We start from the raw sequence: 16,664 nt of genomic DNA, 5'->3' as shown, positions 1-16,664 counted from the left end.
AGGAGCCGTGACACAAGCCTCACATGAGCGATCGCGACCGCAAACCCAATTTCCGAGGCAAGGGCGGTAAACCCTTCCAAAAAGGGCCGAAATTCGGCCGCCCGCCGGCCCGGCGGGAACGCGAATCCGGTTCCGACGGGCCGGTGATTCTGTACGGCTGGCACACCGTGTCGGCGGCGCTTGCCAACCCCGACCGCCATATCCGCAAGCTTTACCTCACCGAGAACGCGGCCAAGCGCCTCGCCGACGAAGACATCGCGACCCGCGTCACCCCCGAGATCGTCCGGCCCAGCGAGATCGACCGGCGCCTCACCCCCGATGCGGTGCATCAGGGCCTCCTGGCGGAGGCCGATCCCCTGGCCTCGCCCGGCATCGACACGCTGGCGCTGGAGGGCATCGTGCTGGTGCTCGACCAGATCACCGATCCGCACAATGTCGGCGCCATCCTGCGCTCGGCCGCGGCGTTCGCGGTGAAGGCGATCGTCACCACCGCCCGTCACAGCCCGGAGGCGACCGGCGTGCTGGCGAAGTCCGCCTCCGGCGCGCTCGAGTTGGTGCCTGTTGTCACCGTGCAGAACCTGGCGCGCGCGCTGAACGAGTTGAACGAGCGCGGCTTCCAGACCGTCGGCCTCGACAGCGAGGGCACCGAGGATCTCGGCAAGGCCGCGCTGCAAGCGCCGCTCGCGCTGGTGCTCGGCGCCGAAGGCAAGGGCTTGCGGCAATTGACGCGCGAGACCTGCCGCCTCGTCGCCCGCCTCGACATGCCCGGCGAGATCAAGAGCCTCAACGTGTCGAACGCCTGTGTGCTCGCGCTCTATATCGGCGCCAGCCGGCTCGGGCTGATGTGAATCGGGATAGGGGGGAGCCTCGCAGCCCCTCCCCTCCCACACCACCGTACATACGGGTCCGTATACGGCGGTTCGCTGGATTAAGCGGCAAGAGTTGTTCTGTTGCCGCCGTAGTTTGGGTGTCAGCAATCGTCGCGCCAGCTTCGACTCCTCTGATCAGCGTCAGTCAGGGTTTCACCCCTTCCCGCCGTTCCGAGGCCAGTTGCCCGGAATTCAGTCGCATGGCCGATGCGATATCGCTGCATCTACTCGTCACTTCCAGCGTTCAGGCCTTCGGCGAAACTCGTTCCGCCTACTATGCCCTCTGCTGACTTCTGCACTGCGGTCAGATCGCCTTACGACGACCTCAGTCTCGTTGCCGAGACGCAGCGCAGATCTCCCGAGGTAAGATCGACCGCCTTCGCCGCACGCCCGCCGGATTTACCACCCCGGCCCTTGATGACCGTGGACTTCGCGATCACGTGCTCGCTCGTCCGGCCGGGTAGGCCTCGTTATCCGGTTTTTGTCCATCGGGCCGCGGCTTTGCTCCACGCTTCCTTCAGACCCCACCTCGCGATGACGCCCTTGCGCTTCGCTAATCCTTCACCGTCATCAGGCTGGATAGAGGACTTCCACCTCCAAGCTGCCGGTCATGCTCGGCACACACGACAAACGCCCGCTCGCGTGACGCGAACGGGCGCTGATGTCTCGAACTGACGATCGGATCAATAGTAGCGGCGCAGCACCGGATGGCCGTAGCGGCCGTAGCGATAGCCGTAGTGCGAACGATAGCCGTAGTGATGGCGGTAGCCGTAGTGACGGTAACCATAGCGGCGATAGCCGTAATACGGGCGACCATAGCCTTCGCGGTAGTACGGACGCGGTGCCCAGTTGCCCGGACCGGTGTAGGTCGGTCCCTGGTTGACGTAATAGTATTGCTGCGCCGCGCTGGGATAAGCGGCATCCGGGTCGGGCAGACGTTCGACGGCGCCGTAACCGTAACCGTAGCCATAGCCACCGCAACCACCGCAGCCGTAATTCACGACGGGCGCGGAATAGCCGCAAGGGTTGAAACCGCACGCCATTGCGGGCGCGGCCACCATGACGGCCACCGCCGCAATCAGTCCTTTGATCATTTGACGCATTACTCTCTCCTGTAGGTCTCTCTGTTCGTCGTCGCGTAGCTCTTGATGGCTATTCAGGATCCCCGTTTCGCGGGGCTCTTGATTTCGGGCAGTCGATTTCAGAATCCTCGGGGTCGCGGTGGCCGCGGGAACGGGCGCGGCAGCGGCCGCGGCCCGTTGAACTCCGGCGCGTAGATCACCGGCGGCGGATCGACCGGCACGTTGGACTGTGCCGGCAGCGGAGCCGATTCCGCGCCCCACGATTGATGGTAGCTCTCGGCCGGCTTGGGCAGGCGGCGGTTGGCCGGCGGCTCGATCTCGAGGCGGCCGTAACCCGGCATGCGGCCGAGGCTCGGATAATAGTGGCCGACATTCGGCTGGGGATCGATCGGGCGGCCGCCATAGACGGTCGGCACCATCGACTCGTTGCGAGCGAGCCCCATCGCGCTTTCGACCACGGCGTAGGAGGCGTCGACGCCGTTAATGATGATCGGCACGCCGGGCCGCACCGGCACGACAATGTCGAAGCCGCCGCCGGCCAGCGCCGTCGAGCTCATCGCAGCCAATATCGCCAGCGCAAGACTTGCGCGCATGTTCACCCAGCGTCCCGAATTGTTCCACCACAACCTAATCCAACGGCTTGGCGGAAGGGTTAAGGACGCCGGCCAAACTGCCGGTAAGCCTAACGCGTAAGCATCGGCATCCGGTCAATGCGGCCGTGCGGAATCAGAAATCGTTAACGGGCGCCCGGGAGCATGAGCCGGAAAAGTGCGAAGCGGATTTCCCTCGCGACAAACGCGGGACGCGTTTGCGCGGAGATCATGCTCAAACAAAGAGCCGCCTACCCGTCAGGTGAAGGCGTTCTCGACGATCGCGTGGACGCCGATCGCGATCGTGACCGCGCCGACCGCCATTTGCAGGCCGCGATTGGCCCAGGTCAGCCAGCGCGCCGAAGCTGCCAGCGGCACCGCGATCACGCTGGACAGCACGCCCATGCCGATCATGGAGCCGATGCCGAACAGCGCGACATAGCCGAGCCCGATCACCGGACTTGGGGCCTGCGACACCGTCAGCACCAGGAGCGCCGCCGAGCCGGCCATGCCGTGCATCAGGCCGACCAGGAGCGTGCGCCAGCGGAAGCCGTGCGCATGGCTGTGCGCGGCGCGGACGTGCGGCACGGTGGACGCACGCGCCACGGTGGACGCAAGCGCCACGGTGGATGCGGCTTCACCGGCATGGCTGTGGGCGTGGAAGTGCGTCGTGCCGTCGCCGTGCGAATGGGTGTGGAAGTGCACGCGGTCGCGCCACAGCCGCCACCACACATGCGCGCCGAGGCCGACCAGCATGATACCGACCGCGGTCTCGATCGGCTGTGCGACCGTTTCCGGGATCGCGCGCCCGAGCAGGATCGCGGCGCCGGCAAAGATGAACAAAGTGAGCGTGTGGCCAAGTCCCCAGGTCAGCCCGTGCTTGACGATGTCACCGACATGGCTGCGGCGGGCCGCGATGCTCGATACCGCCGCGATATGATCCGGCTCCAGCGCATGCTGCATGCCGAGCAGAAAGCCAAGACTCAAAATTCCGAACATCAATCCCCCGCGTCGGCACCGACATCAGTCCGTTCACCGCTGTACACGCAATTCTCGTCAAAGGCAGCATGCTCCGGAACGCATCATGCGCACGAACCTGGTGAACTTCACACTGCTTTGAACACAGGGCAAGGCCGCGCTGGAACAGGCACGGCACCGCGAGATTAGCTCTCGACGACGAGAGGAGATTTCGCATGACACAATTCAAAATCCTCGGCGCAGCAGCCCTGCTCGCCTCGGCGCTGGCGAGCCCGGCGATGGCGCAACAGACGATCGGCACCCCCGCGCGCTGCTCGAATGCCTGGCCGGACGCCCGATGCCAGGCGATGGCACCGGGCACCACCCGCACCGCCTATCACCAGCGCATCGGTCGGCGGGACCAAGGCTGGCAGGGCAGCTACAACCGCTATGACCCCGGCCCGTTCGCGCCCGTCGACGCCGCGGCCCGCGTGGCCGGTGGCGTCGTCGGCGGCGCGGTCGGCACGGCGGCTGCGGTCGCCACCGCCCCGTTTGGCGGCCCCGATTATGCCCGCGCCCCGATCGGCGGCGCCGAATATGCGCGGCAGAACGGCTTTGTCTGCACCCCCGGCACCTGGTTCCGCGGCAGCGACGGCCGCCAGCATCCCTGCCAGTAGCTCAGCTGATTAGGCCGACGGCGCAAAAGGCGGCCCGCGGGCCGCCTTTTGCTGTCGGGCCGATACGGGGGCGCGATCGCTTCTCGCCTGCTCGGTTCAAGCCTTGGTTCTGGCTCTGGCGCGCCAAGTCTGCTATGCGAGCGCGCAAATCATTCCCAATTCGCCGGCTTAGCTCAGCGGTAGAGCAGCAGTTTTGTAAACTGAAGGTCGGGGGTTCAATCCCCTCAGCCGGCACCAATTGGCTTGGATTTCCGGTGCTGTCTTGGCCATGGCGAGATAGCTTCAGTCTGCCGAGATCGACCGTCGACCGCAGCAGCCGCGCCAGCTCGCAGGCGAATACGGCAGTTCCGAGCATGGGGAAGCGTGCTTCGACGCTGCAGAGCCGTCCTGAGCATGCTTCTTCGATGCCGACGCCGAAGCAGTCCGCTGCTGCAAATCCCTTGATGACCCCGTGAACGCCGACCGTCCTGCGGCCGATGCTGCCTTCAAACCGAAGTGCCTGGGCATCGCGTCCTCCATCAGATATGCGCGGCCTACGCCGCGTCGTTCCCGGCTGCGATTCGAACACGTCGTCGCGATTCAATCAAAGCGCTTCGCCTGATTGCCCACAATGTACAAAGCGAGCCGTAGTATTCCGGTTGTCGGGAGTGCCACATCGTCGATCGCACTCACCGCTAGCCAATACAACGACCCTGCGCTTCGCAATGTTTTGCAGGAAGCGCTAGCGATAACGTTGAGCACTCTCGCGACGACTACTTGTGATTTTGTTCCCGCTGGCTATTGTTCCGGCACTTTCACCTTTGGGAATTTCAAAATGAAGATTGTTTTCTGCACCGCGATTGTCCTGTCCACACTCGCCGTCGCTCCGGCGAACGCCAGGGAGCGCAATGACAGCCCTCACTCCCAGGCCTGCATGGCCAAGAACGGCTTCAATCTCGACATGTGGCGCGCTCACTCCGCGGGCACCGACGCGCAGGTCCTGAGGTACATCCAGTGTCGGGATCGGGTGTCCGCAGCACAGGCCAAGGCGATCGGCATTCGCGACCATAACTTCAGCGCGGGCTATCGATGAGCCTCGAGGGTGAGATGAAAATCGGACTCGCCCTTGCCTTCCTTGCCATCGGCTGCATCCCGGCAAGCGCCGCAGGCTGGACCTGCTCCGCCCCGGGTCTGATCTCCGGGTCGTATGATGGCGGCGATAGCGCCTACATCCATCTCACCGGCTTCCCGAACGGCAACAACTATCCTGTCGCGAAGAAGGGCAGCCGGGCCACCGGCACGACGAAGATCGGCACCCGCTTTGTCTGCACCCAACGCTAAGGCACACCGCCAATCCTGATCGGCCTGAAATTATCGCCGACCAGACTTCACCATTTTGAGGAATCACCATGAGATTGCTGATCTTGCTCGCAACCTTCGCCGCCACCATTTCGGCGGCCACCGCCGAAACCGCTGTCGAGCGCCAATGCGCGTCGGGCAAATGCACCTGCACCTACATCGCGTCGACCTGCAAGACCTGGAATCGCACCCATGGCGGCGACCTCGCCATCTGCGACAGCTACCGCGAGAGCTGCCTGCAGAGCGGCCGATGGGACGACAGAAACCGCCACATCGACGTGGTGGTGAAGCGCTGAGGCAGTTCGCCCTTTCCGAACCGGCGCTGCGCCGCAGGGCCGGTTCGGAAAGCCGCTGCGACACTCCCCTGGCAGGAATCGTGGGATCCTTCCCGTAAGATCACCCATCCCTCGCCTTGCTTCTGTTCTTGCGGCCCCAAACGGGGTATGCAGAATGCGGGGTGGGACTCTGCCAATGACCTATTTGATCCTTGCCCGAGATGGCACCAGCCGAATCGTGCTGAAGCGCGACAGCGAAGACGCGGCCGAGAAGAAGGCTCGCGAGCTGAAGGAGATGGGCTGGTTCGAAGTCGAGGTCCGCGAGGACAAGACGGCGCCGGTCACGTCGGCTCCCCCGGCGGATCGTCCACCGACGCTGCAATGACGCTTTGATGAACCTTTGCCGGGTGGCCCTTACAGATATGTGAGGAGCCGCCACGATGTCCGACACAGCACATTACCGCTTCCAATCCGATCAGGCGCGACGGCTGGCCCGGCAGGTGACCGACGCCGCGGTGCGCGACAAGTTGCTCGAAATGGCCGAGGAATATGGCCGCTACGCCGACCTGATCGAGGCCCGCAGCATCGAGCAGGTGCCCGCCGCGATAGCGGCTCATTAGGCTGGCCCCCGCCCCGTTCCGGACGGCTCACCGGTTCGTCCTCTCCTGATGCTCGTCCTCAAGGTGAGGCCAAATCCGCTCGACAACGCCCTGAGGATTTGTTCGGAACATTATGCCCTTTCACGCGATTTTCCTCGCATGAGGGTCCGCGAATCCGACCGCAATCTGCTGCTTCTGGGCACGTTCACGCTGCTCAGCGTGGCCGCGGCCGGCCTCGTCGCCCTGCTCGATCCGGCACCCGCGCCGGCGAACCCCACGCCCCGGCCGCCCGCGAATCACGCGTCGGCATCGGATCAGGGATTGGCCCAGACCCCGGTCCGGATCGTCGGTACCCCGTTCGTCCCGAACACCAATCCCCGTCAACGCTGACCGTCCACGCCCGCGCGGCGTGTCACAATTATGTCACCGCGCCTACCAAACAGGCGTCTTCGTCAACCATCATGATGGCGAGCGCTTGATTCCGCGCGGTTGCTTTGCTGGAATCCGCGCGCTCAGGGTGCGCCATGAAGTGGATGAAAGAACGCGATCTCCTGATCGCGCAGACAATGGCTTTCGTACAGTCGGTGAAGGGCAAGCTGCCCGACGCCGAGCTGCCGGCGCCTGCCCCACGGACGGCGACGGCGACGGCGCCTGCAGTCCAGCCGGCCGCCACGCCGCCCTCCGCTACACCTGCCCCCGCCGCCGCGTTGCCGATCGCCGCTGAACAGGCCTTGGCCGAGGCGGTCGCCACGCTCAGCGTCAAGGCTGAGGTGCGGGCTGCGGTCGTGCCGCCTCCGCTTCCGGCGCCGACCGTGATCGAGGGCCTGCCCCCCGCTCCGTCGCCTTTGGCGGTGACGGTCGTCGAAATCCCGCCTCAACCGGCGCAGCTGCCGCACTTTGCCAGGCTCGACATCAGCGGCGACTTCGGATCCGAGGTGCGGGAGCGGGTTGCCAATTTCCGCGCACAGCAGCAGCGCTTCCTGAAGGAGCGCGAGGAATATTGCACCACGACCATGGCCAAGGTCCGCGCCGCGATCAACGAGCTGCCGCGCTCGGGCAAGTAACGCAGCCCCATTAGACCCCGGACTGTGCGTTGGGCATCAGCCGCGCGCGCCCGATTTCACCGGCTCGGTCAGGAAGCGTCCGCTCGATCGCGTCAATGCCGGCTCCTCCACTGCATCGAGGGCGGGCTGCTCCCCTTCCAGCATGGATCGCAATCCGGCGATCGCCTTGGTCATGCGTTCGGCATATTTCACCGCGGCGCCGTCGACGAACTCTCGATCCTTTGGTTTCGGTTTGGCGACCCGCAGCTCCAGATGCGTCATTCCGTTTGGACCGTCCAGAACGGCGCGAGTCATCACGATCCGCGGCGCGCCGGGAATCGGAAGCGTGATGCCCACCGTGAAATAATCGGTCGGACGCCAATCGAGCATCTCCTCAACGACGGTATGGTTGCCGTGCATACAGTGGTTCCTGGTGCCGGGACCGCGTCGTCCCTTGCCGGAATCCTCGACGATGGTGTCGGCGTCCCACCATTTCTGCCATTGCCCGGGCACGGTGAAAAACTCCCAAACAGTCTGCCGCGGCGCGGCGATGTCGAATTCCAGCATGACGTAGGCATCGTCGCGCGTCACCTGCATCCGGGTTTGCGCGTCTTCCTGCCGCCACGCCGCTTCCAGATCGCGCGCCCACAGCGTGACGTCGCCGATGACGTCGATGGTTTCGCGATGGGCGATGAGACCCTGGGCGACCGGATCGACACCCATCGCGCGGATGGCCGCGTCGCTGTAGAGCGCGTAGGCGCGTCCGCCGACCTTCTCACCAACCGTGTTCTTGAGCAGCCGGTGGACCAGAATGACGTCGCGCCCGGCGAGCTCCTCCCTGCCGCCCATCTTCTGCTTCACCATCTCGCCATGATGGACCACGAACTTGAAATCGAGATCGCCCATCGCGACGCAGGCCTGACACTCGCAAGTCGAGGCCTGGCGCACGTTGCGCAGGCGCCGGCGGAATTTGAAATAGGCGCCCTCGATCGCGTCCTGCAGCAGCGAGCCGTCGATCTTTTCGGCGGTGGTGTAGACGAACGCGGCGTCGCCTTCGAACTTGGCGAGGCGGAATGGCGGGCGCAGCGCTTTCACCACCGTATCCATGAAATCGGCGATGATGTCCTGCGCATGGTCGAGCTCGACCGCCGCAAGGAAATTGGTATAGCCGGAGATATCGGCAATCGCGAAATAGGCCGCTTCAGCCTTCGGAAGCATGGGGACCTCCTGCGCAACCGGTTCACGCCCAATCGTGCGGATGCGCAGTCTGTCATACCGCGCCGCCCGAGGTCGAGGACCAAAGCAACCCTGGGCGTGCGCTAGCGGCCGCCGATCTTCTCCAGCACCGGCAGCAGGTGCTTGAGAAACTCGCCCGGATTCTCGCTCATCGGGAAATGGCCGAGGCCCTTCATGATGGTGGCCTCAGCCCCGGCAATGCTGTTCGCCACCGCCAGCGTCTCTTCCGGCGTGCAGGAATAGTCGTACTCGCCCGACAACAGAAACAGCGGGCAACGTCTGGTGTCGATCTCGGCGATGCGGGCGCGGATGTCGCCGTCGACCTTGTAGAAATAGAGGTCGCCCTTGAACACGCCGGGCCCGCTCTGCATGTAATGCCACAGCGTCTCCCACCGCTCCTTGTCGGGCGCGTCGGGGCCGACGAGGCCCGAGACGATGGCGGCGGCGACCTCGCCGCCATGCACGTCCGGCCGGTGCAGGAAATTCAGGTCGTAATAGGGATCGACATGCGCGCCGGCCTGCAGGCCGATGATGGCGCGGAAGCGTTCGGGATGCTCGAGCGCGAGATGCAGCGCGATCCGGCCGCCGATCGAGCAGCCGATCACGATCGGCCTGTCGAGGTCGAGCGCGTCCATCACCGCCAGGATCATGGTCGTATATTGCGCGGAGGTGAGCTGGTACTCCTCGTCGTGCCAGCCCTGCGGCGGCGACGACTTGCCGTGCCAGGGCATGTCGAAGGCGATGACGCGATGGTTGCGCGTGACGCGCGCATCGTTCATCAGGCCGCGATATTGCCGCCCGTCCGCGCCCGCGGTGTGCAGGCAGAGCAGCGGCGTGCCCTCGCCCGCCTCCTCGACATAGACGCGGTGGGCCCGGCCGAACAGCTCCAGATGCATGTAGCGGCCGACGATCGGTTCGAACCTGGCGCTCATGCGGCGACTCCCTCGCGGCGCAGCTTGCCGAGCGCCTCCTTGAAGTAGCGCAGGTTCGCCATGAAGATCTGCAGCTCGCCCTCGGCCTTCAGCACACGGCGCTTGATCAGCGCCATCAGGTCGTTCGAGCCCGGCGGCGGCCGCCGTTCGCAGAACCGGTCCCACTCCTCGTCCGAGGTGCGCAGCGCGAACGACGACGAGGGCATCACGAACGGCCCCTTCGTCACCGCGACGATCCGGCCCTCATGGATCGCGATCAGCCAGGCGGCCGCGCCGATCTCGAGCAGGAATGTCGTGGTGAGATAGCGGCCGCGCCGCACCAGGCCGGCGTCGCCGTTGACCCGTTCCTTCAGCGTGTCGATCATGTCAGCTCCCCGATCGCGGCCCGTCCGCGCAGGGCGCAGCGGGCGCTTGTTCTGCCGACAATGATGGGAGCAATGCCGGTGCCGTCAATCGCCAGCGGCGCCGCGCGGCCCTCGCGTTTTCGGGTGGCCACCACATACGAATTTTGGCGGGAGCCGGGAGATCTAAAGCCAGGACCAGACCAGCGCCACGTTGGCGGCGCAGGCCGCAAGCAGCGCAACCGCAAGCGTGAGCTGCACGCGTTCGTAAGGGGGCTGGTGGATCGCTCTCATGGCCGGAGCATCCGGCGATTCTACCCGGAGAGTCCCGGGGATTCTTTTTTCGGGGGTTTACCACCCGTTAAGGACTCAGGGCCATTCCGTGAAAGGGCCGAAATGACTCATATTTTCAGATACTTGCCGCAAATGCTCGCTCACGGTTCCGTGATCGGAACGGCGATATTGCCTGAAACCCAAAACGGAGGCTGGCGTTGTCGGTTGTTTGGGGAACGACGAATGCCGTACGCGCTGTTTTATCAGGACGCCAAGCTGAGCAAGGCCTACCCGACCGAGGCGGATGTCTGGACGCTGGCCAGGAAATCCGGCCTGGTGGTGGATGCCATCTCCGAGGAGAAGTCCGCGCCCCGCCCGGTGCTGGATAACGACTACGAGATCCGGCCCTGTCAGCTCGAGCCAAACGAGGATCCGGCCAAGAACAAGGCCGATGCCGATCGCGAAGCGCGCCTGGAGCCGCGGTTGAACTGATCAGACGTTAGGCTGGCCGGCGGCGCGCAGCGGCGGGCCGGGAATGCGATGGGTGCGGTCGCCCCGCGCCTATGGCGTTGCCGTCGCCAGCGAGGCCTGTTCGGCGGCGAGCGAAACGCAAATCTTCCGCCGATGCAGACCCCGGATCGCGCCGGTCACCTTGAGCACCTTGCCAGCCGAGCAGGACGCATCCTGCACGAACACGACCTCATAGGGCGCGAGCGCCAGGGGTTCGGATTTGAGGATGGTCTGGGCAAGGCACGGCACGGAGACCGCAGAGAGGATCAGCCCTAACGCAAAACTACGCATGTTCGTTTGTCCACCAGCCCGGCGATCGCATAATAGCGCAGCACGATGAAAGTTCCGTGCAATGCAGGAATTATTTTTTGCATTGCACGATCAGGCCTGAACATCAGGTGAATGTGGGGTCGTAGCTTCGGTGGAGCGGAGCGAAATCCGGGGACTTCGCTCGTCGAATCGGCTGCCCCGGATTACGCTGCGCTCGATCCGGGCTACGGCTATACCGCATCCGCCGTCATTCCGGGGCGAGCGGCTGGCCAATCGGGATAGGGGGGAGCCTCGCAGCCCCTCCCCTCCCACACCACCGTACATACGGGTCCGTATACGGCGGTTCGCTGGATTAAGCGGCAAGAGTTGTTCTGTTGCCGCCGTAGTTTGGGTGTCAGCAATCGTCGCGCCAGCTTCGACTCCTCTGATCAGCGTCAGTCAGGGTTTCACCCCTTCCCGCCGTTCCGAGGCCAGTTGCCCGGAATTCAGTCGCATGGCCGATGCGATATCGCTGCATCTACTCGTCACTTCCAGCGTTCAGGCCTTCGGCGAAACTCGTTCCGCCTACTATGCCCTCTGCTGACTTCTGCACTGCGGTCAGATCGCCTTACGACGACCTCAGTCTCGTTGCCGAGACGCAGCGCAGATCTCCCGAGGTAAGATCGACCGCCTTCGCCGCACGCCCGCCGGATTTACCACCCCGGCCCTTGATGACCGTGGACTTCGCGATCACGTGCTCGCTCGTCCGGCCGGGTAGGCCTCGTTATCCGGTTTTTGTCCATCGGGCCGCGGCTTTGCTCCACGCTTCCTTCAGACCCCACCTCGCGATGACGCCCTTGCGCTTCGCTAATCCTTCACCGTCATCAGGCTGGATAGAGGACTTCCACCTCCAAGCTGCCGGTCATGCTCGGCACACACAAAAAAGGCCGACCCGAAGGCCGGCCTTTTCATTGATGCGATGAAGCCGCGATCAGTAGCGGGAGCCGACCGGGCCACCCCAGCCGAAGCGGTAGTTGACCCCGAGCTTGACGGTGTGCTCGTCGTTCCGGAAGCTCGTGCCGACGAGGTCGGCCGGGCCGCTAGTGAAGTTGGTCTTGCCGAAATTGTAGTACTGGTATTCGGCCTTCGCCGACCAGTTCGGGGCGAACATGTATTCGAGGCCCGCGCCGACCGTATAGCCGTCCTTGTGGCCGCCATCGGTGGTGAAGGACGCCGGCACGCCGCCGACCGACGCAGTGATGTTGTTGTTGTCGCGCCAAGCATAACCGCCCTTGGCGTAGAGCAGCGCCGGACCCCAGGTGTAGCCGAGGCGGCCGGTCACCGAACCGATCTGGTCGGTATTGCCGGTCACCAGCGTTCCGCCCGGGAGCAGCACGCCATTGTTCGAGGAGCTGGGCAGCCAGGAATACTGCGCCTCGGCGCCCATCACCCAGTTCGGGGCGAACTGATAGTCGAAGCCGCCCTGCACGCCACCCATGAAGCGCGCGTCGCTGCCCATCAGGTTGTTGCCGTCGGTGAACGCGCCGCCGACATGGCCGCCGATATAGAAACCGGTCCAGTTGTAGACGACGGCGGGGGCGGTATAGGGCGGCGGTGCCTTGGTATAGGTGCGGGCCGGCATGTCAGCCGCAAACGCAGGGCCCGCAAGGGCGGCCAGCGCGACTGTGCCGAGCAAAAACTTCTTCATTTCTGATCCCCGTTACTAACGCTGCGCTGTTAAGCCAAACAACGTGACCTCAATTAGGTTGCTTTGGGGCAATGCCGCACCCGTGATGTTTCCGAGTTGTGACAGGGTCGCAACAACGCCCGTTTGTTCCCTGGCACAGCAAGATTTTTCACCGGTTAAGCAACCGCATCTCGGCTGGATGTAGGTCGCAGACGGCTAAGTTGAAGTTCAACGCTCCCCGAAAAGTGATCGGAGTTCGCTAACGTTTCGATCAGGCTTGCGACAAGCCGCCGCGCAGAAGCGCGATCAGATCGCGCTTCTGCGTCTTGTTCGGGCATGATCTTTTCGGAAAAACCGCTTCACTTTTCCGGATCATGTCTTAGCGCGACATCTTTTCCAGTTCCGGAAATGCCGCGTAGGTCGCGCCGGCGCAGGGCTCGGCGGGGTTGTCGAGGATGCGGTCGAGCCGGCCGTCGACAAACAGGACACCGCGCTCCCGGGCGGCGCGGTAACTGCCGTCGGTATCCTTCGCGCTGTAGCGCAGGCACACGACGTAACGCAGCCGGCCGCCGACCGTGCGCTGCGCCGGCTCGGCGATAGCAGCCTCGCGGACCCCGACCGGATTGTTCAGGTAGGTCCGCATGAAGGCTACGATCTGGTCGCGGTAGCGGTCCGGGAACGGCTGGTTGGCGACGCCGCGATCGTCGGTGAAGGTGGTCGGCCCGCCGCCGTCATCGCTGGTGAGGCAGCCGGCGAGCGGAAGCGAGAGCAGCAGGATGGCTGCCAGTTGTGATGAAATCCGCAAACGACGCTGTTCCCTGAGTCCCCGGAGGCGTCTCATAAACTGCCGGGCGGCCGAAGGGAATTCGCAACTCGGTTATTCCTCGCCCGGGTTCACAACCGGAGCCAGACGCACTCCGGCCCGTCGCCATTGGGGAAGCAATGGACGGACGGGCCGGTTCTGCATCCAAAAGGCGCAGCGGGGCAATGTGGATCGAAACTACGCCCCTCGGATCAGATTCAACCGCGCTTGGGTCAGCCGCGTTTGGCCGGCGCGACGTGCTTGGTCGCGACCTTCGCGTGGACGTGCTTGGTCGCATGCTTCGGCGACTTCACCTTCAGCATGCCCATGTGCTTGTGGTGGCGGTGATGGCGATAGTGCTTGTGGTGCATCTTGGCGTTGGCGTTGCGCACCTTCGACGGCAGCTGCTCGCTCTTGATCACGGGAGCGGCCTTGGTCGCCGGGGCAGTCGTGGTCGCCGGCGCGGGCGTTGCGGCCTTGCCGGTCTCGACGGCGAGCGCGGGCGCTGCGATCACGGACATGGCGAGCAGCGCGGCGGAAATCGTCTTCAGCATGATGGTCCTCCTCGTCGGGATCGAGAGGTCTCCGGCCGGATGGTCGGCCTCACCGATCAATGCACGTGACCTTATGGGCCGCGCACTGAACCCGTTCTGAAGGACCCTGACGGACTTCATTCATGTGCATGACATCTCTGTCATGTTTTCTCCTCTACGGCCGGAAAAGCAGGATCACGCAATCGTGGGATCGGCCGGGAATGTTCTGCACCCCTGGGTGTTCAAGTCATCAGGCTTCGGTGTAGGATTACCGAGCACGATCAGGAACGATCAGGAGCAACCAGGAATGAGCAGGAAGACGAAGTTTTTGGGCCTCGCAGTGCTCTCGATGACGCTCGCCTCCGGGCCGGTCATCTCGGCCTACGCCGCGGGCAGCGACAATCCCTCGCCGCCGGCTTCCGACAGCGGCAGCAGCAAGGGCAAGAAGGCGAAGAAGGACAAGAGCTCCGCGATCGACGATCAGAAGTTCCTGGCCGGCTATCGCGCCGCCTACACCACGATCTACGACAAGCACGACTATACCGCCGCGATCGAGCAGCTGAAGGCGCTCGGCCAGGATGATCGCGCCGACGTCGCCAACCTGATCGGCTACTCCTATCGCAAGCTCGGCGACTACAAGGTCTCGCAAATCTGGTACGAGCGCGCGCTCAAGGCCGACCCGGCCCATGTCCGCACCTGGCAGTATTACGGCCTCTGGCAGGTCGAACAGGGCAACCGCGATCAGGCGCAATACCATCTGAACCGCATCGCCCAGCTCGCCGGCACCAGCAGCGACGAATATCGCTCGCTCGCCGCAGCGCTGGAGAAGCCCCCGGGCACCGGCCTGGTTTACTGAGTTAAGGCAACCGCTTCCTACATCGAGCCGGCGTGGCCACGACGACCGCGCCGGCTTTTTGCTGCGTAGCTGCGTAGCGCACAGCGAAACCCATCATGCTTCCGCGCGGATCGGAGGTGATGGGTATCGCTTCGCTCCACCCATCCCACGGATCAGCATAAACGTTACGGATGAAGATTACGGATAATGCTCGAGGCGACGATCGGGCTTTTGCGGGCGGCTCGCCCCCACCGTGTTGCCCGCAGCGCCGGCATCCGGCTTGGCCGGACGCGCGGCCTTCTCCACCGGCGGCCCGCTGTCGCCGGTCTTCTTGGCGCTGTTCAGCGCCTCGCCGGTGGTGGTCACGTTGGCGGCCTGCCCGGCCCCCGCCGAGCCGGCCGAAGGGCCGGAGCTTTGCGCCAACACGGTTCCCGATAGCACCAATGCCGCCATCAGTATTGCCGCGTTGATTGTCATGGAGGGGGCCTTCTGCACTCGAATGATGCACAGCAACGCGCCGCTGCCGCAGACGTTCCCCCGGTGCCATGATTTAAGGTAAATGCAAGGCGAATGTCCGCGCCCACCTCCGGCGGGAGTGCGCAGGCGCTTCCAGCTCAGTCAGCCATGCGCCGCCGCCGGGTCGCGCTGCGCAGCCTCGCGATATTCGGCCCATGCCTGCCGCAGGATTTGCACCGACGAGGTGAGGAATATCGTCGCCATCACGGTGGCGACGGCAAGGTCAGGCCAGGCCGAGACCGATCCCCACACGCCGAGGGCGGCCGCCATCACGATGAGGTTTCCGATCGCGTCGTTGCGCGAGCAGAGCCAGACCGAGCGGACATTGGCGTCGCCGTCCTTGTACGGCAGCAGAAGCAGAACCGATCCTAGATTGGCCGCGAGTGCCAACGCGCCGATGGCGCCCATCACCTCGGCTTTCGGCACGCCGAGCACGAACGTCTGGTAGACGGTCGAGCCGAACACCCACAGCGCCATCAAGCTCAGCGACGCGCCCTTCAACAGCGCTGCGGAGGCGCGCACACGCAGGCTGGCGCCGATCACCGCAAGGCTCAGTCCATAGGTGACCGTATCGGCAAGGAAGTCGAGCGCATCGGCCTTGAGCGCCTGCGATCCGGCAAGCTGACCCGCGATCATCTCGGTCAGGAACATCGCACCATTGATGCCGATGACCGTCCAGAGCACGCGCTTGTAGCGCGGATCGAGACCGTCAAAGACCGGAACGCCGCCTGAGCAGCCGCACGAAGCGGCCGCGCCATCGCGGTCCCCTGCCCGCACACGAGCCTTGATCGGCAGCGTCAGCGGCGGTGGCGCGCAGCATTCGGTCGTCTTCTGCCCGCAGCAATCGTTCATCGCTCGTCCTTCCAGACGACAGGATAAGGCCAGCCACGTAACGCATTCAAGCCGATCCATCTGGAACAGCTCCGGCGATCATGCGTCGCGGGTTCAAGGGCTGCCGGCTGCGTTCAGCCGACAGCCCAACCTGCTGATGCGGGCCGTCGCCTCATTTCGCCTTCTGAATCGCGGTGACGGTGTAGCCGCTGTCGCCCTCCTCGGCCTCGAACCGGACCTTGTCGCCGACCTTGACCTGCTTCAGCAGCGCCGGATCCTTGACCCGGTAAACCATCGTCATCGGCTCGTCCATGCCAAGGGTCTTGGCCGGGCCGTGCTTGAGCGTGATCTTGCCCGCACCCTCGTCGATCTTCTTGACCTCGCCATTGATCGCGGCGGCCTGCGCGAGCGCCGCGCCCAGGGTCAGAGCCAGCGCGAACGCGCCGGCGCCGGCAAGTTGGATCATCCTGTTCATCATTGTTGTGCTTT

24 protein-coding genes and 1 tRNA gene are annotated in these 16,664 nt (G+C 64.5%); 12 read left to right on the top strand and 13 right to left on the bottom strand.

Features of this window, described 5'->3' with window-relative positions; translation table 11 throughout:
• Positions 1–23 precede the first annotated feature (23 nt).
• Positions 24–848: a 23S rRNA (guanosine(2251)-2'-O)-methyltransferase RlmB gene (rlmB, locus tag ACVIYL_RS28315; protein ID WP_253608097.1), complete on the top strand. Its 825-nt coding sequence runs from the start codon at positions 24–26 to the stop codon at positions 846–848.
• A gap of 704 nt (positions 849–1,552) precedes the next feature.
• Here the strand turns inward: rlmB and ACVIYL_RS28310 are convergent.
• The 3 genes from ACVIYL_RS28310 to ACVIYL_RS28300 all read right to left on the bottom strand — a co-directional run bounded on the left by ACVIYL_RS28310 (position 1,553) and on the right by ACVIYL_RS28300 (position 3,540).
• The gene (locus ACVIYL_RS28310) at positions 1,553–1,972 is read right to left on the bottom strand and encodes a hypothetical protein (protein WP_253608096.1); all 420 of its coding nucleotides are present in this window, start codon (positions 1,970–1,972) and stop codon (positions 1,553–1,555) included.
• 98 nt (positions 1,973–2,070) lie between these two features.
• Positions 2,071–2,544: a hypothetical protein gene (locus ACVIYL_RS28305; protein WP_057019618.1), complete on the bottom strand. Its 474-nt coding sequence runs from the start codon at positions 2,542–2,544 to the stop codon at positions 2,071–2,073.
• Between the two features lie 255 nt (positions 2,545–2,799).
• Entirely contained in the window at positions 2,800–3,540 is a 741-nt protein-coding gene (locus tag ACVIYL_RS28300; RefSeq protein ID WP_057019619.1) for a sulfite exporter TauE/SafE family protein, read from the bottom strand.
• A 194-nt stretch (positions 3,541–3,734) separates the two neighbouring features.
• On the opposite strand from ACVIYL_RS28300, the gene ACVIYL_RS28295 reads away from it, so the two are divergent.
• The 9 genes from ACVIYL_RS28295 to ACVIYL_RS28255 all read left to right on the top strand — a co-directional run bounded on the left by ACVIYL_RS28295 (position 3,735) and on the right by ACVIYL_RS28255 (position 7,451).
• Entirely contained in the window at positions 3,735–4,175 is a 441-nt protein-coding gene (locus ACVIYL_RS28295) for a hypothetical protein (RefSeq protein WP_253608095.1), read from the top strand.
• 162 nt (positions 4,176–4,337) lie between these two features.
• Positions 4,338–4,412: transfer RNA gene (locus ACVIYL_RS28290), tRNA-Thr, on the top strand.
• A 577-nt stretch (positions 4,413–4,989) separates the two neighbouring features.
• Complete coding sequence (locus ACVIYL_RS28285; protein ID WP_253608079.1) at positions 4,990–5,247, top strand: hypothetical protein; 258 nt, start codon at positions 4,990–4,992, stop codon at positions 5,245–5,247.
• Positions 5,248–5,261: 14 nt separating this feature from the next.
• Entirely contained in the window at positions 5,262–5,495 is a 234-nt protein-coding gene (locus ACVIYL_RS28280) for a hypothetical protein (protein WP_168856709.1), read from the top strand.
• A 68-nt stretch (positions 5,496–5,563) separates the two neighbouring features.
• Positions 5,564–5,809: a hypothetical protein gene (locus ACVIYL_RS28275; protein ID WP_076831538.1), complete on the top strand. Its 246-nt coding sequence runs from the start codon at positions 5,564–5,566 to the stop codon at positions 5,807–5,809.
• A gap of 175 nt (positions 5,810–5,984) precedes the next feature.
• On the top strand, positions 5,985–6,173 hold the full coding sequence (locus ACVIYL_RS28270) for a hypothetical protein (RefSeq protein ID WP_057019624.1): 189 nt from the start codon (positions 5,985–5,987) through the stop codon (positions 6,171–6,173).
• A gap of 55 nt (positions 6,174–6,228) precedes the next feature.
• The gene (locus ACVIYL_RS28265) at positions 6,229–6,408 is read left to right on the top strand and encodes a hypothetical protein (protein ID WP_253608078.1); all 180 of its coding nucleotides are present in this window, start codon (positions 6,229–6,231) and stop codon (positions 6,406–6,408) included.
• A gap of 138 nt (positions 6,409–6,546) precedes the next feature.
• Positions 6,547–6,777, top strand: coding sequence for a hypothetical protein (locus ACVIYL_RS28260; RefSeq protein ID WP_253608077.1), 231 nt, complete (start codon positions 6,547–6,549; stop codon positions 6,775–6,777).
• A 134-nt stretch (positions 6,778–6,911) separates the two neighbouring features.
• Complete coding sequence (locus ACVIYL_RS28255; RefSeq protein ID WP_253608076.1) at positions 6,912–7,451, top strand: hypothetical protein; 540 nt, start codon at positions 6,912–6,914, stop codon at positions 7,449–7,451.
• A gap of 36 nt (positions 7,452–7,487) precedes the next feature.
• On the opposite strand, the gene ACVIYL_RS28250 is transcribed toward ACVIYL_RS28255, so the two are convergent.
• From ACVIYL_RS28250 to ACVIYL_RS28240, 3 genes are all read right to left on the bottom strand, one after another.
• Positions 7,488–8,648: a DUF2652 domain-containing protein gene (locus ACVIYL_RS28250; RefSeq protein WP_253608075.1), complete on the bottom strand. Its 1,161-nt coding sequence runs from the start codon at positions 8,646–8,648 to the stop codon at positions 7,488–7,490.
• 101 nt (positions 8,649–8,749) lie between these two features.
• Entirely contained in the window at positions 8,750–9,598 is an 849-nt protein-coding gene (locus ACVIYL_RS28245) for an alpha/beta fold hydrolase (protein ID WP_253608074.1), read from the bottom strand.
• A complete protein-coding gene (locus tag ACVIYL_RS28240) occupies positions 9,595–9,963 on the bottom strand; it encodes a hypothetical protein (protein WP_229162601.1) in 369 nt (122 codons plus the stop codon). The genes ACVIYL_RS28245 and ACVIYL_RS28240 overlap by 4 nt, the downstream gene beginning before the upstream one ends.
• A gap of 492 nt (positions 9,964–10,455) precedes the next feature.
• On the opposite strand from ACVIYL_RS28240, the gene ACVIYL_RS28235 reads away from it, so the two are divergent.
• Positions 10,456–10,704 (top strand): hypothetical protein, encoded by a 249-nt coding sequence (locus tag ACVIYL_RS28235; protein WP_016843366.1) that lies wholly within the window; start codon positions 10,456–10,458, stop codon positions 10,702–10,704.
• Positions 10,705–10,773: 69 nt separating this feature from the next.
• Here the strand turns inward: ACVIYL_RS28235 and ACVIYL_RS28230 are convergent, their stop codons facing one another.
• From ACVIYL_RS28230 to ACVIYL_RS28215, 4 genes are all read right to left on the bottom strand, one after another.
• Positions 10,774–11,013 carry a DUF6719 family protein gene (locus tag ACVIYL_RS28230; protein WP_026192929.1) on the bottom strand — a complete coding sequence of 80 codons (240 nt, stop codon included), beginning with the start codon at positions 11,011–11,013 and terminating at the stop codon, positions 10,774–10,776.
• A 949-nt stretch (positions 11,014–11,962) separates the two neighbouring features.
• On the bottom strand, positions 11,963–12,679 hold the full coding sequence (locus ACVIYL_RS28225) for an outer membrane protein (RefSeq protein ID WP_057019633.1): 717 nt from the start codon (positions 12,677–12,679) through the stop codon (positions 11,963–11,965).
• 358 nt (positions 12,680–13,037) lie between these two features.
• Complete coding sequence (locus tag ACVIYL_RS28220) at positions 13,038–13,463, bottom strand: hypothetical protein (RefSeq protein ID WP_253608073.1); 426 nt, start codon at positions 13,461–13,463, stop codon at positions 13,038–13,040.
• 230 nt (positions 13,464–13,693) lie between these two features.
• A complete protein-coding gene (locus ACVIYL_RS28215; RefSeq protein ID WP_063790156.1) occupies positions 13,694–14,014 on the bottom strand; it encodes a His-rich protein BRANT in 321 nt (106 codons plus the stop codon).
• Between the two features lie 286 nt (positions 14,015–14,300).
• Between ACVIYL_RS28215 and ACVIYL_RS28210 the strand changes: the two genes are divergently transcribed.
• On the top strand, positions 14,301–14,849 hold the full coding sequence (locus ACVIYL_RS28210; protein ID WP_253608072.1) for a tetratricopeptide repeat protein: 549 nt from the start codon (positions 14,301–14,303) through the stop codon (positions 14,847–14,849).
• 177 nt (positions 14,850–15,026) lie between these two features.
• On the opposite strand, the gene ACVIYL_RS28205 is transcribed toward ACVIYL_RS28210, so the two are convergent.
• From ACVIYL_RS28205 to ACVIYL_RS28195, 3 genes are all read right to left on the bottom strand, one after another.
• Positions 15,027–15,305 (bottom strand): hypothetical protein, encoded by a 279-nt coding sequence (locus ACVIYL_RS28205; RefSeq protein WP_038381721.1) that lies wholly within the window; start codon positions 15,303–15,305, stop codon positions 15,027–15,029.
• 141 nt (positions 15,306–15,446) lie between these two features.
• Positions 15,447–16,196 (bottom strand): cation transporter, encoded by a 750-nt coding sequence (locus ACVIYL_RS28200; protein ID WP_253608071.1) that lies wholly within the window; start codon positions 16,194–16,196, stop codon positions 15,447–15,449.
• Between the two features lie 151 nt (positions 16,197–16,347).
• Complete coding sequence (locus ACVIYL_RS28195) at positions 16,348–16,650, bottom strand: copper-binding protein (protein WP_456780347.1); 303 nt, start codon at positions 16,648–16,650, stop codon at positions 16,348–16,350.
• Between the last annotated feature and the right edge of the window lie 14 nt (positions 16,651–16,664).

Source organism: Bradyrhizobium sp. USDA 3315 (genome assembly GCF_054056795.1).
The sequence above is the reverse complement of the archived record's forward strand: the minus strand, read 5'-3'. Positions and strand labels throughout refer to the sequence as shown.